Raw genomic sequence first — 14,870 nt, 5'->3', positions numbered from 1 at the left:
TATTATTGGTTTTTAAAAATCTAATTTCTCGATGATTTGGTTAGCAACAACTTTAGCGCTTTGCTCATCGGTACGTACAACAAAATCAGCAACTTCTTTGTATAGTGGCTCGCGTTCTTCTGCTAAGCGCTCTAGTACGTTACGAGGTGCTTCTTCAGTTTGCAGTAATGGGCGACGCTTGTCGCGTTGCGTGCGTGCAACTTGCTTCTCTATAGGTGTCTCTAGGTATACAACGATACCTCGAGCCGAAAGCTTGTTTCGAACTTCTTTGCTCATTACTGAACCACCACCGGTAGCAAGTACAATACCTTGCATCTCGGTTAAATCGCCAATAACAGACTCTTCTCGAAGTCTAAAGCCTTCTTCACCTTCAAGATCGAATACCCATGCAATATCTGCACCTGTGCGGCGTTCGATTTCTTGATCAGAATCAACAAATTCAAGGTGTAATTGGTCAGCGATGTGACGACCAATCGTGCTTTTGCCAGCCCCCATGGGGCCAACTAGAAATATATTACGTTTCTCAGCCATATCTTTTAGTACAAACAAACTCTAAAATTTGAAATAAAACCCCGCCTAACGACCTGGCCCCAAAATTAAGGAGGGGATTATCTCAGTAATTGCGGGGGTATTTCAAGTCAATTAGCATAAAAAGCCATATAACGAGCAATTAATCTAAATAATCACCCGTTGGTTAACATAAAACCACTGTATTTTAATCAATTTGTATTTTTGGTGTCACAAAAATAAGTAATTCACGCTTTTCATTAAACTCACTTGTGGTTTTAAATAGTCTTCCTACGTAAGGAATGTCACCTAAAATTGGCACTTTACTCGTAGTATTAATGATCTGCTGCTGGAAAATACCACCGAGTACTACGGTTTGTCCATTCTCAACTAACACTTGAGTTTGAATCTCTTGGGTATCAATTGACACTGCTTCACCTGTTCCCGTTTGTACAGTATCACCACGTGTGTCTTGAGTAATAATTAAGTCTAGAATTACTTTATTATCAGGTGTGATATGAGGGGTTACTTCTAAGCTTAGTACCGCTTTTTTAAAGCTTACAGTAGTAGCACCACTTGAAGCTGACTCAGTGTAAGGGATTTCAGTACCTTGCTCTATTCGCGCTTTTTGCTGATTAGCCGCTATGATACGCGGGCTAGCAATAATTTCGCCTTTATTCTCTTCTTCAAGCGCACTTAGCTCTAAATCAATTAATGTACCGTTAGCCAATTTTGCTATGTGCAAACCAATACTGGCCGCAGGATTAGAAATTGGTAAATTTACATTTAATCGATCTGAAATACTTGGCGCATTTGAAGTTGATGTCGCATTATAAATACCTTCAGCGCCTTCAAGGGAGCCAGAAATACCAACACTACTGCCTTGATCACTAAAGCCCCAGCGTACGCCTAAGTCTTCAGTAACGTTATCGCGCACAGTTACCATTCGAGATTCGATTACAACCTGCTGTACCGGAATATCGAGTGTTTCTATCATCCGGCGAATGTTTTCTATACTCTTAACAGTATCTTTCACTAATAAAGTATTTGTACGCTGATCAACCGATACACTACCACGGGCAGTTATAATACTGTTCCTATCTGTTTTTAATAAGTCAGCAAAATTTTCGGCTTTAGCATAGTTTAATCGAATGTATTCACTATAGAGTGGTTCTAAGTCTTCAACTTGCTGTTTAGCTTTTAAATCCTTAGCTTCACGTGCCGCAAGCTCCTCTGCAGGCGCTACCATTAAAATAGAGCCATCCATTCGTTTGTCTAGCCCTTTAATACGCAATACTACGTCAAGCGCTTGATCCCACGGTACGCCATCTAAGCGCAGTGTTATATTACCTGTCACTGAATCACTGGTTACTAAGTTAAAATCGTTATAACCCGCAATAATTTGTAGTGCTGCACGCACAGAGATATCTTGAAAATTTAAGGTCATAGGGCGACCTTGGTACTCAACGCCACCGTCTAAATAGGCGTTTTGCGTTTCATCTTTTTCTACCGTCAGCGTTAAAATATTATCTATTTGCTGGTACGTAAATGTAAACTGAGCGTTTGGCTCAATAACAACACGACTTAATCCATCTTCTTTAAAAGTCTCAATATTACTTACAACAGTACCAAAATCTAATACATCCAGCTCATAAAGTAAGTCATCTAAAATATCAGTATGATGGAAGTCTGCATAAATTTTTCCGCCGCTCTCATGTACTTCAATTGCAGCTTGAGTGTCTTGTAAAAATACGAGTACTTTAGCTTCGCCCTTTTCACCACGTCTGAAATCAATTGACTGAATACGATTAATATAATTTCCGCTTACATCACCTGAATCCATCACTACATCTTCGTTTTCAGATTCTGTAAGTGGGTTGTCCGATACGCGTATTGATACTAAATTATTATGAACTTCGGTTTCATAAATTTTTAATCTATCTAGGTTTACTGTTACTTTTAAACCACTATCAGTGAGAACATTAGTTACATTGCTAATCCCAGCTTGATTAACTGCAACATCATTTAAACCAACCTCTAACTCTGCAGTATCAAAAAACATTTCGATTCTGGCTGGGCTATTAAACACCTGAACTTTTGGCTCAAGCGTTAACTCTTCATCAAAAACAAGCTGTAATTCAGTCTCGCCTTTAAGTAATGGGTTATAACGAACATCATATAGTAATGGCCCTGCAATGGCTGTATTTACAGTGACTAAAGCAACAGCAACCAATAATACTCGTGAAATACGATGAAGCCAAAGTACGTCCTTATACATGCTATTTTTACCTTTTTTATTATTAATTTGCGCCATCTGTTGCCGCCTCTAACATTTCTAATTTAGTCAGGCGCTCTTTCCAACAACCAGACCCATCAGGGATTAATTCCACTAATTCTATATAATCATTGCTTACTGTTTTTACTTTTCCATCATAACTACCAAGGTAATTCCCTAACGTTACGCGGTGTAAAGTGTCATCTGCTGCTGTTATTAATGCCCATATTTGTCCACTAGAACCAATTGTGCCTTTCATTGCTAAGTTATCTAGCGGGTATTTCTCTAATGGTTCGCGACGACGCTCTTGATCTGGGTGCAAACAGTTTTTTACTTGCGTTAATTTATTTTGAATTATTTCAGGCTGGGGCGCTACAAATGGACTACGTAGCTGCCCTGCACTATATTCAAATATTTCAAACTTTGTAAGCTCAGGAATTGATTCAACCTTTGGTGTTGTACTTGCCTTAACTTGATCAATGAATTCTTTTTGCTCAGACGTATCATCATTACAACCAGCTAAAACAAACGCTATTGCTACAGGTACTACGCGAAGGAGTTTCATTTTTTAACCCCTTCTTCATAACGATATGTTTTTGCAACAACACTAAATGTTAACTGTTTATCGCCCGATGATAAAATAGAAAAGTCATGTAAGCTTACAATTCGTGGTAACTGAGCTACTTTACCCACAAACTCACCAAATTCATGGTAGGTCCCTATCACTTCTATTTTAATCGGTAATTCAGTATAAAATTCTTTCTCGACTTCTGGCAACCAACCTATTTTTAAAAAAGTCAGGCCACTCGTTGTCCCAACATACGACAAATCATCAAGTAAACCAGGAGTTTCGTTTGAAGTAGGTAGACGTTTTAATAGCTGTGAAAACTTATCTTCCATTTCAACCATTTGTTGACGATAGATTTCAAGCTTACTCGCTACAGCATACTTAGTACGATAAGTAGTACGTAATTCAACTTCTTTAGCAACCGCACTATGGTAACTATCAATTTCATCAGAAACTAATAGGCTGTAACTAAAAAACAATACTAGTCCGGCAACAAACGTACAGCAAATTGCTTTAACTGCAATAGGCCAATCGCCAATGTTATCGAGCTCTATTTCATTCCAATCAATTTCACTCAGTGCTTTAAAATCAAGGCTCATCGCTAACCTCACCAATTTTATCAAATGGTTTTACATAAAATTCCATATTAAAATCACTAAGTAAACGCGAAGATTGATCGCCTGCAACAATACCTTGCATTGAAGGATTCTCTAGTAAATATGAGCTTTGTACTTGGCGCAGCATAGTTGATAAACGATTATTAGATTCACTGCGTCCCAATACATGTATTTGGCTGCCTCTGCGCTCGAGTTTTGTTAAATAAACGCCACCGGGCACTATTTTGGCAACTTCATCCATTATTTGTGTACCCAAATTACGGCTGCTTTGTAATTCTTCAATGAGTCTCATACGCTGTTGTAAGTTTTCTTTTCTTTTATCTAAGCTTCTTATTTCACTTATTTTTTTATCTAGCATGCTAATTTCTGAGCTTAAATAGTTATTCTTTAAGTTTTGACCGTCTTTTAATGCACTATAAAAAGAGCTTAATAAGTACATACTCGCAAAACAAATTATAACGACACCAACAAGTATAGTTACAAATTTCTTTTTCGATTCTTCGCGTTGTAATTCGCGCCAAGGCAGTAGATTTATATATGGCATGTTGAAAAACTCCTTAATGCCAACCCAGTCGCAATTGCAAACTGAGTTTTGTGACGCTGCATCACATTACGATCTACTTTAGGGGAAATTTCCATACTCTCAAAAGGCTCAGCAACGACAGAGTGAATACCGAGTTCTTCGATGAGCAATCGGTCAATACCTTTTATCATCGATGTCCCACCCGTTAAGACAATATAGTCAATTTGTTCTTTACCACTGGTTGTTAAAAACATTTGCACTGCACGTCGCACCTGTTGAAGTAACGAGGTTTGAAAAGGGGCCAATACTTCAAAGGTATAGTTTGGTGGTAAATCACCTGATGTTTTACCAATTTCGGCTTCATCAAAGCCTTTATTATAATAAGCGACAATACTATTTGTATATTGATCGCCGCCAAAAACCTGGTCACGGGTATAGATTGTTTCCCCTGCTTGTACTACGCTTACAAGCATTAAAACTGCACCAATATCAACCACCGCTACACATTTATTAAACGCATCGCTAGGTAATTGTTGATAGTAAACATCCATTGCACGACTTAATGCATAGCTTTCTACATCGACTATTTTAGCTTCTAAATTTGCAGCTTCTAAAGCGCCAACACGCGCTTCTACACTCTCAGTACGAGCAGCTGAAAGCAAAACATTCATTTTACTAGGATCGGCCTCATTCGTCGAAAGCTTCTCAAAGTCGAGGCTCACTTCATCAAGAGGATATGGGATTAAACTATCAGCTTCAATTTCAATTTGTGATTCAAGTTCAGCATCAGTTAACGATACATCCATGAAGATCACTTTAGTAATAACTGTTTGACCAGAAACAGCCACCGCAGCAGATTTTAACGATTTTGGTAATTTTCTTCTTAATTTTGAAATTACATTACCAATTGCTTCAATATCTTGAATTGTGCGCTCACTCATGGCGCCTTTTGGCATTGGCTCAATTGCAAGTGCTTCGAGTCGAAATCCTGTTTCAATTTCACGTAAAAGCACAGCCTTAATAGAGTGCGATCCAATATCAATTCCTACCATCATCGGGGACGGTTTTTGAAATAGTTGACTTAGCATGTTTCAACTTGGCCTTTGTTTTAATAATAAACAAGTTATAATTTTTATATGAAAAAATATTATTCATTTTTTAATCAATATATACTAACAGTCAAAACTCGCAATTGGGAGTCCATTTAGGGAAATATAAGTGATTTTATTAAAACGAACTTTACAATTTTTTATCATTTGTGTGTTAATTGGTCTGATCACTTTGGTCAGTCTTTATTACTACGTTAAACCTGATATCCCCAGTGTGCAAGTTTTAAAAGACGTGCAATTACAAACTCCTATGCAAGTCTTCACTAAAGATGGGCTTTTAATCAATCAATTTGGTGAAAAACGCCGTATTCCTGTGACTATTGATGAGATCCCTCAAACGTTAATTAATGCGTTCTTAGCTACGGAAGATAATCGTTTTTACGACCACATAGGCATAGACCCTATAGGTATTGTACGCTCAGCCCTTGTTCTCATATCTACCGGCGAGAAAAAACAAGGCGCAAGTACTATTACTATGCAGCTTGCTCGTAATTTCTTTTTGACACGCGAAAAAGCCTATATTCGTAAAGTTAAAGAAATATTTATAGCACTGCATATCGAAGATGTATTAACAAAAGACGAAATTTTAGAGCTTTACCTTAATAAAATAGAATTAGGTAATCGTGCTTTCGGTATTGGTGCAGCAGCGCAAGTTTATTACGGTAAAGAGCTAAAAGATTTAACACTTGCACAAATGGCGATGATTGCAGGTTTACCTAAAGCACCTTCAGCTTTAAACCCAATTCGTAACCCAACGCGTGCAAAAGCACGCCGAAATGTAGTTTTAGGCCGTTTACTGACCGAAGACTATATAACACAAGAGCAATATAACGAAGCAACTAGCCAACCTATTACAGCTTATTTTCACGGTGCAGAAATAAACTTATACGCACCGTATATCTCTGAAATGGTGCGCGCTGAAATGGTTTCGCGCTATGGGGTAGATAAAGCCTACAACTCTGGTTTTAAAATTTTTACCTCAGTAGAGTCAAAGGTTCAAAAAGCAGCGCAAAACGCACTTGTAAATAACTTACACAGTTACGATATGCGTCATGGTTTTAGAGGTCCAACTGATGTTTTATGGAATCCTGAAACACAACCAGCTTTAACTGAGCAACAAATACTCAATAAATTACAGAGCGTAAATGAGTTAGGCACTTTAAAAGTTGCAGCAGTACTCAGTGTTAATAATAAAACAGCTACAGTACTACTTAAAAATGGTGAGCAAACAACTCTCAGTTGGGATAGTTTAAAATGGGCGCGTAAGTATATTACTCGCTACCGCCAAAGCTTTGCTCCAAAAGCAGCTACTGATATTTTAACGCCAGGTATGCAAATATGGGTACGTCAAAACGAAGATAACAGCTACTTATTAAGCCAAATACCAGAAGCATCAAGCGCTATTGTATCCCTCGATCCACAAGACGGTAGAATAAAAGCTATTGTAGGGGGTTACAGCTTTGAGCAAAGTCAATACAACCGAGCGATACAAGCTAAGCGTCAAGTGGGTTCTAATATAAAACCTTTTATATATTCGGCAGCACTTGAAAAAGGTTACACGCTTGCGTCTATATTAAATGATGCACCTATAAACCAATGGGATAAGAGCCAAGGCGTAGCATGGCGTCCTAAAAACAGCCCTGCTGTTTACAACGGTCCTATTCGAATTCGCCGTGCTTTAGCACAGTCTAAAAACGTTATTTCGGTGCGCTTACTACGTGGTGTTGGATTGCAACGTACAGCTGATCACTTACTAAAATTTGGTTTTAAAGACGCTGACATTAATCGCAGTGAATCATTAGCACTTGGTAGTGCTTCCATTACTCCTCTTGAACTTGCAAGAGGCATGAGTACATTTGCCAATGGCGGTCATTTAATTGAACCTTACTTTATCTCAGAAATTCAAGACGCTTACGGCAATGTATTGTTTAAAGCAAACCCTGCTCTTGCCTGTGACGAAGAGCCTTTGCCAATAAATAATGCACTCTCAATGCATAATAGTGATGATGAAATGGAGCAAACGAAAAAATGTGCGCCGAGAATTATTTCTAAGCAAAATGCATTTTTAATTGCTGATGCTATGAATAGTGCAATTTGGGGGGGTGGTAGCTGGGCTCATAAAACAGGTTGGAGTGGAACCGCTTGGCGAGCACAAGCGCTAGATCGTCGCGACATTTCAGGTAAAACAGGCACAACTAATGACTCAGTAGATACCTGGTTTAGCGGTTTTAATAGTAATGTGATGACCTCAGTTTGGGTTGGCTTTGATAATCCGGGCAACGCTCTTGGTCGCTCTACATATAATAACAACCTAGATAGCAGCCAAATATCAGGTGCGGAATCTGGCGCTAAAACCGCGCAGCCAGCTTGGGTTGAATTTATGAAAGCGGCACTTGAAGGCAAGCCTGAAGCCCCAATTGAGCCGCCTGAGGGACTTGTTTCTATTCGTATTGATTTAGCTACCGGCTTACTTAGCCATAAAAATGATTACACGAGTCGATTTGAATATTTTGAAAAAGGTACTGCACCTACAAAGTATGTGCTATCTCAGCCTAACGATATATTTGAAGAAGACACTAAAACAGAAGAAGAGCTATTTTAATAATATGTATGTAATACAAAAACGGCAGCTTATTTAAGCTGCCGTTTTTGTTTAAACCAAAGGTTTATTTTAAGTTTTGAACAAGCCAATATAAATCAGAGTGCACACCCGCAGCGGTCACTTCTCTACCCGCTCCTGGCCCCTGAATCACTAATGCGTTATCGCTATACCATTTGCTATTAATTACAAAAATATTATCGCCAGGTGTAAGGTTTGCTAACGCATCGCCATTAGGCACATACGCTATTCCCACTTTAGCAATTACTTCACCTTGTGTGATTTCTAATAAGCCCGTATATCTAAGTACTAAATTTTTAGACTTTGCTGTCACTGCATGCTCTTCGATGAACGCGTCTAGCTGTGCTTTTTTATTTAAAAAGTCATCCCAACTTCCCAGCGCAAGTTCATCTGGCATCAATGCCGATAAGCTAATATCGTCAAGTTCAAGCTCAACACCTAGCTCTCGAGCTAAAATAAGTAGCTTACGCTGCATATCTCGCCCAGATAAATCTTCGCGAGGGTCTGGCTCTGTGAATCCCATTTTCTGAGCTTCCAGTAGCAACTCAGAAAATGGCCTTGTTCCATCATATTTACTGCATAACCACGAAAGCGTGCCTGAGAAAACACCTTCTATACGTGTTATTTTATCGCCACTATTTTGCAAATCAGCCAAAGCAAAGTTAATAGGTAAGCCAGCGCCTACACTGGTGTTATATCGCCAATGTAAATTACGTTCTGTAATATTACTACGAAGTGCTTTATACCAAGTAGTCGGTGCTGTTCCAGCGTATTTATTAGCACTAATTAAATGACAGTTTCTATCTACAAAGTCTGGATATAACAAGCTAAATTGTTCACTTGCGGTAATATCAATTACAATTTTATGCTCGTAATCGAGCTCATTTATAGCATTCAGTAAATCTGCAGATTGATAGCTATTTGCCTCATGCTGCCATTGAGTTTTCCATTGCTGTGTATTAATACCACTTGCATTAAACAGCATTTTTTTAGAGCGAATTAGACCGACTAATTTAATACTAAAGTCATCCGATAAACGCTCAAATTGTGCCGACAACTGTTTAATGAAAACGTCGCCAACGTTACCAAGCCCCGCAACTATAATTGCGATTTCTTGGCCTTTATTAATTAGCTTATCGTGTAAGTCACTTTGTATATCACTATCTATAAATTGATCGGTAAGCAATAAAGCATAGCCAGTATCTTGATGGACAAAACGAGGTTTTATGCTGTGGAGTTTTAATAAATCTAATGCTTGTAAGCTTAATGTATTAACGCCTTGCTCAGGCGCTACAATTGCACAACCGTTTAAATTTGACTCGCTAATATTTGCCCTACCCGCAAAATAATTAATAACCAGATAAGTTTGTGCTGCAGGTACTACTAAATACACTTCACCATTATGGGTAAAGTGATGAAGACTATGCTGAATAAGCTGACTAACACTTGCAACCTCACCTTCACTTAATCCTTCAACCATTAATAGGTCAACATTTTGCAACGTGGTTATAAAGCGCTTTTTCTTCGCTGAACCTTCTTTGACTATATCTGTTGGACTTGCTTGTACGTCAAAACTACTGCGAACAGCTAGCTTAATATCTGTGTTTTTAAGTGGCGATAGTGTTTTTGCATGTAATACAGGGTTACCCAAACGAGCTAATAAATTAGCCTGTCCACGGCAAATTTTGCCGTATTTAATCGCTTTTTTTACCTTTCGAGGATCAGTGCTAAACACACCCTGTGTATCGGTCCAAATACATACTTGCTTAGCATTACAGTAATTTGCAAGTAGTGTTGCACTGTAGTCACTCCCATTTCGGCCAAGTGTTACAGTCTCGCCTTTGATATCTGCGGCAATAAACCCAGTAACAACATTTATTTTATTAGGCAAAATTAACTGCCCACATTGCTGCGCATTTTGCGCATGCATTAATTCGCCATCATTTAAGATAAAAAGAGTACGTGCATCTTGAGCGCATGCCTCAATATTTAGCTGCTGTAAATAAGTAGCGAGTAAACGTGCTGACCACAGTTCGCCATGTGCAAGTAATGCAGCCTCTTTTAGCTGCTCAGCTTGAGCAAGTTCTGCAATATAGCTAAGTTCGATACTTAGTGTTTTAAGTGCACTTCGTTTTAAATCGGCTTCTAATAGCTGCTCTATTAAATCACTTTGATGGTTATTTAACTGCAGTAAAATATCAGCGACAGCTTGCGTGTCTTGCTGCTGATAACTTTGCCACAACGACACAAGTGTATCTGTAGTTTTACCTGCAGCAGACACCACAACACAGTCGCCCGTCTGAGTATGCCCAATAATTATTTTAGCTACGCTTTGATAGCGCTCACTAGAGCTTAAGCTTGAACCACCAAATTTATGTACACAATTAACCATATTAATCACCAAAGCGCCGGACGGGCTGCACTTAATTTAACGTTACCACCAGAAGTGCCTGCTCCCTTGCCTACACGGCCAACATTTTTATTTTGCCCTGGTTTTACAAGTTCAAACACTCGCTCAAAATCAGCGACTAAATCGTGTATATCTTCAATACCTACCGAAATACGAATAAGCGTATCGCCCACACCCGCTTCTAAACGTGCTGTTGCCTCCATACCTGCGTGCGTCATAGTTGCAGGGTGACAAATTAAGCTCTCTACGCCACCTAGTGACTCAGCTAAACTAAACGTTTTAAGGCTAGTTAAAAATGCCGCAGCGTCATTTATATCGCCTTTAATATCAAAACTAACCATGCCACCAAAACCAAGTTGCTGTGCTTTAGCCAGCTCATGCTGAGGATGCGACTCAAGACCTGGGTAGTAAACTTGGCTTACATATTCAGAGCTTTCAAGGTACTTAGCTATTGCCAGTGCATTTTCTTGATGCTGCCTTAGGCGCACATTTAAAGTACGTAAACCACGAAGCGTTAAATAGCTATCAAAAGGCGCACCCGTAATACCAATGTTATTAGCCCACCAAGCAAGCTCATCGCCTAACTCTTGTGTTGCGGCAATAACAGCGCCGCCTACTACATCTGAGTGTCCGTTAATGTATTTAGTGGTTGAATGCACCACAATATCTACACCAAACTTAATAGGATTTTGTAAAGCAGGCGACAAAAACGTGTTATCTGCAGCCACCAATGCACCGCATTGCTTAGCCACATCGGTAACCGCTTTGATATCTGTTAAACGAAGTACTGGGTTACTTGGGGTTTCTATCCAAATAAGCTTAGGTTTAATTACTAAAATTTGTTGAAGGCTTTCTTCTTTTGTTAAATCTAATATTTCGAGCTTTAGTAGTCCGCGTTTTTGTAAAGATGTAAATAAACGATAGCTGCCACCATAACAATCATGCGGAATTACTAACGTATCGTCACTATTAAGTAGCTGAGTAGCTAAATGCACGGCAGCCATGCCTGTAGCTGTAATTATGCCACGAGCGCCACCTTCAAGCTTAGCAAGCGTCTCAGCTAAAATATCACGATTAGGATTACCGCTACGACCATAATCATACTCACGCTTAGTATCAAAGTCGGCAAACGAATAAGTAGTCGATAAATAAATTGGCGGTACCACCGCACCATGATGTTTATCAGCATCAACGCCGTTACGTACAGCAATGGTCGCTTTGTTTTTTTCGCTCATATTCGTCACCTGATTAATTTGGATGTTTAGACGTCTAAAAGAGTAAGTTATCCGTTTTGATAAGTCAAAGTATTTTAAAGCTCTAGATGGCTAAAAGTAGAAGGGGCCTCTGCGAATAACACATTTTAGCTCACAAAAGTGTGCTTATCTTTACACCTACAATAGGCTTATTAAGATAGATCGGTATCTATTATTTGACTATCTTTTTTAAATCGATAGAATTTCACGCATATTTACACGCTTTTTATACCGTGTGAGAAATTAATAATCTGAGGCAACGATACATCTTATGGCTAAATGGAATGGTGAGTATATTCACCCATACGCAGAACACGGTAAAAAATCAGAGCAAGTTAAAAAGATCACCGTTTCGATCCCGCTAAATGTATTAAAGGTATTAACTGACGAACGTACACGTCGTCAAATCAATAACCTTCGCCATGCTACAAATAGTGAATTGCTATGTGAGGCATTTTTGCATGCTTTTACTGGCCAACCTTTACCAAATGACGATGACTTACGTAAAGATAACGCCGAAAAAGTGCCAGAAGAAGTTAAAAAAATAATGCAAGAAATGGGTCTAGAAGTACCCGTTTTAAACGAAGAATAAATATTACAAAGACAAAAAAAACCTCAGTAATTACTGAGGTTTTTTTATGTCTAAATTTTATTGCATAGCTCTACTGTATAGATTTACTGCATATAGTTTTCAGGTAGCTCAATTTGTGCAACACCTGACTCAATAGCAGCAAGTGCAACAGCTCTTGCTATACGCGGCAGTAAACGTGGATCCATTGGTTTTGGAATAATATACTGCGCACCAAATTCTAGTTTATCTACACCAGCGGCTTTTAAAACTTCTGCAGGTACTGGCTCTTTGGCAATACTTCGAATAGCATCTACTGCAGCAATTTTCATTTCATCGTTAATAGCGCTTGCACGTACATCAAGCGCACCACGGAAAATAAACGGGAAACATAAAACATTATTAACTTGGTTAGGGTAATCAGAGCGCCCTGTTGCCATGATTAAATCGTTGCGTGCGCCGTGCGCAAGTGCAGGATCAATCTCAGGATCTGGATTTGAACATGCAAACACAACTGGTTTTGCAGCCATTAGCTTTAAATCTTCAGCCGCTAATAAGTTAGGGCCAGAAACACCCACAAATACATCTGCATCTGCAATTACATCTTGCAATGTACGCTTATCGGTATTATTAGCAAAAAGCTGTTTGTATTCATTTAAGTCATCGCGGCGGGTATGAATAACACCTTTGCGGTCAAGCATATAAATGTGTTCACGCAGTGCGCCACACTTAATTAACAGCTCCATACACGCAACAGCGGCAGCGCCTGCACCTAAACATACAATAATTGCATCTTCAATTGACTTACCTTGTACTTCTAGCGCATTTAACATACCAGCAGCCGTTACAATGGCAGTACCGTGTTGATCGTCATGAAAAACAGGAATACTACAACGCTCTATTAATGCTTTTTCTATTTCAAAACACTCTGGTGCTTTAATATCTTCAAGGTTAATACCACCGAATGTGTCGGCAATGTTGGCAACCGTATTAATAAAGTCTTCTGTTGTTTTGTGCTTAACTTCAATATCGATAGAATCAAGCCCTGCAAAACGTTTAAACAATAACGCTTTGCCTTCCATTACAGGCTTAGACGCTAAAGGACCTAAATTACCAAGGCCTAGAATTGCAGTACCATTAGTAATAACCGCAACCATGTTACCTTTACCAGTATATTTATAAGCATTTGCAGGATCTGCAGCTATTTCACGTACAGGTTCGGCAACACCTGGGCTATACGCAAGTGCAAGATCATGAGCCGTTTCAGCTGGTTTTGTAAGCTCAATGCTAATTTTACCTGGTACGGGATGTGAGTGGTAATGTAGTGCTTGTTCACGAAAGTCAGACATAACGCGATGGTATCCTGCAATTTAAGTTAAAGTGAGAGATGGAGTCTTGGGGTACGATACCCTTATTATTTTTAAATTCCAAGCAATATCAGGTCTATCCTGTTATATGCTATATCCTTTAATTTTAAGAGGTTTTTCAGTAACTTTGCAGGATTATATCAACATTTAATAAATAAAAATTCACCTAAAAAGTAAGTTTTAAGGTGCTTTTATGCCTATCAAAATCTTATAAAATGTATACTTAAAGTATCAGCATAAACTTAGAATAACAGCCTACTACCCTACTTTAAAAACAGATAAGCCCACGTTAGCTACTTTTATCAACCTAGTTAAAAATTGTACTATTTAAAATATAGAGAATATCTATCGATTTGTCTGTAAAGGATTATGCATACTCAGAATAAGAATAGGAAATAGTTATGCAAAAGGAGGGGATAGTTAAAATCAACGAAATAATACCAATCCGCTTATATATGGGGTCTATTTAACGTTAAGAAAATTACGCTAGAACTAGGCAAAAATTTTTGTATCTAGTTGTTCTAAATAAAAAATTTTTAACGACGTTATAGTGCAATTTAATTCGTTAAATTGCTCAAAGATTTATGTAGGTTAGTTTAAGATAATAAATAACAAATTTTAGGCACAAAAAAAGCACCCTAAGGTGCTTTTTTTAACTAAACAGCAATAATTACTTCTTGCTGGCAAGTGCACCGAAGCGCTTGTTGAAGCGATCAACACGTCCGCCAGTGTCTAAAACTTTTTGCTTACCAGTGTAAAACGGGTGACACGCAGAACATACGTCTAAGTGAATGTCTTTACAAAGAGTTGAGCTAGTTTCGAATTTATTTCCACATGAACATGTTGCAGAAATTACTTCGTACTTAGGGTGAATACCTTCTTTCATAGGAACCTCTAGTTAAGGCCGCATCGCTCTCCAAACCCGGAGTTTGGCACCATACGTCGTTAAAACAAATTTGTTGGTGGCGGATTTTATCCAACAACCTCCCCCCACACAAGTATTTATTTATATTTTTGCCAAAAAAGTGAACAATCTCTGTCTCAAGCGCTATT

The 14,870-nt window shown here is 38.6% G+C and carries 12 protein-coding genes; 2 read left to right on the top strand and 10 right to left on the bottom strand.

Annotated elements, in window-relative coordinates:
• Positions 1-12: 12 nt before the first annotated feature.
• The 6 genes from aroK to PARC_RS01895 all read right to left on the bottom strand — a co-directional run bounded on the left by aroK (position 13) and on the right by PARC_RS01895 (position 5,578).
• On the bottom strand, positions 13-531 hold the full coding sequence (aroK, locus tag PARC_RS01920) for a shikimate kinase AroK (RefSeq protein WP_004589350.1): 519 nt from the start codon (positions 529-531) through the stop codon (positions 13-15).
• Between the two features lie 184 nt (positions 532-715).
• On the bottom strand, positions 716-2,821 hold the full coding sequence (locus PARC_RS01915; protein WP_010553794.1) for a type IV pilus secretin PilQ: 2,106 nt from the start codon (positions 2,819-2,821) through the stop codon (positions 716-718).
• Positions 2,808-3,347: a pilus assembly protein PilP gene (locus tag PARC_RS01910; protein WP_010553795.1), complete on the bottom strand. Its 540-nt coding sequence runs from the start codon at positions 3,345-3,347 to the stop codon at positions 2,808-2,810. Before PARC_RS01910 ends, PARC_RS01915 begins: the two co-directional genes overlap by 14 nt.
• On the bottom strand, positions 3,344-3,949 hold the full coding sequence (locus PARC_RS01905; RefSeq protein ID WP_010553796.1) for a type IV pilus inner membrane component PilO: 606 nt from the start codon (positions 3,947-3,949) through the stop codon (positions 3,344-3,346). Before PARC_RS01905 ends, PARC_RS01910 begins: the two co-directional genes overlap by 4 nt.
• Positions 3,939-4,511: a PilN domain-containing protein gene (locus PARC_RS01900; protein ID WP_010553797.1), complete on the bottom strand. Its 573-nt coding sequence runs from the start codon at positions 4,509-4,511 to the stop codon at positions 3,939-3,941. The genes PARC_RS01905 and PARC_RS01900 overlap by 11 nt, the downstream gene beginning before the upstream one ends.
• Entirely contained in the window at positions 4,499-5,578 is a 1,080-nt protein-coding gene (locus PARC_RS01895; protein ID WP_033013026.1) for a pilus assembly protein PilM, read from the bottom strand. The genes PARC_RS01900 and PARC_RS01895 overlap by 13 nt, the downstream gene beginning before the upstream one ends.
• Positions 5,579-5,708: 130 nt before the next feature.
• Here PARC_RS01895 and PARC_RS01890 point away from each other — a divergent pair, with 130 nt between their 5' ends.
• Positions 5,709-8,201, top strand: coding sequence for a penicillin-binding protein 1A (locus tag PARC_RS01890; protein ID WP_010553799.1), 2,493 nt, complete (start codon positions 5,709-5,711; stop codon positions 8,199-8,201).
• A 64-nt stretch (positions 8,202-8,265) separates the two neighbouring features.
• Here PARC_RS01890 and metL read toward each other — a convergent pair whose 3' ends face one another.
• Both metL and metB read right to left on the bottom strand, forming a co-directional pair.
• Positions 8,266-10,611 carry a bifunctional aspartate kinase/homoserine dehydrogenase II gene (gene metL, locus PARC_RS01885; protein WP_010553800.1) on the bottom strand — a complete coding sequence of 782 codons (2,346 nt, stop codon included), beginning with the start codon at positions 10,609-10,611 and terminating at the stop codon, positions 8,266-8,268.
• A 5-nt stretch (positions 10,612-10,616) separates the two neighbouring features.
• Positions 10,617-11,864, bottom strand: coding sequence for a cystathionine gamma-synthase (gene metB, locus PARC_RS01880; RefSeq protein WP_010553801.1), 1,248 nt, complete (start codon positions 11,862-11,864; stop codon positions 10,617-10,619).
• Positions 11,865-12,153: 289 nt separating this feature from the next.
• On the opposite strand from metB, the gene metJ reads away from it, so the two are divergent.
• Positions 12,154-12,474 carry a met regulon transcriptional regulator MetJ gene (gene metJ, locus PARC_RS01875; RefSeq protein WP_007586263.1) on the top strand — a complete coding sequence of 107 codons (321 nt, stop codon included), beginning with the start codon at positions 12,154-12,156 and terminating at the stop codon, positions 12,472-12,474.
• Between the two features lie 83 nt (positions 12,475-12,557).
• Here metJ and PARC_RS01870 read toward each other — a convergent pair whose 3' ends face one another.
• Both PARC_RS01870 and rpmE read right to left on the bottom strand, forming a co-directional pair.
• Entirely contained in the window at positions 12,558-13,799 is a 1,242-nt protein-coding gene (locus PARC_RS01870; RefSeq protein ID WP_007582028.1) for a malic enzyme-like NAD(P)-binding protein, read from the bottom strand.
• 688 nt (positions 13,800-14,487) lie between these two features.
• Positions 14,488-14,703: a 50S ribosomal protein L31 gene (gene rpmE, locus PARC_RS01865; RefSeq protein WP_007582029.1), complete on the bottom strand. Its 216-nt coding sequence runs from the start codon at positions 14,701-14,703 to the stop codon at positions 14,488-14,490.
• Positions 14,704-14,870 lie beyond the last annotated feature (167 nt).

Origin of the sequence: Pseudoalteromonas arctica A 37-1-2 (assembly GCF_000238395.3) — a bacterium.
Taxonomy (GTDB): Bacteria; Pseudomonadota; Gammaproteobacteria; order Enterobacterales; family Alteromonadaceae; genus Pseudoalteromonas; species Pseudoalteromonas arctica.
The sequence above is the reverse complement of the archived record's forward strand: the minus strand, read 5'-3'. Positions and strand labels throughout refer to the sequence as shown.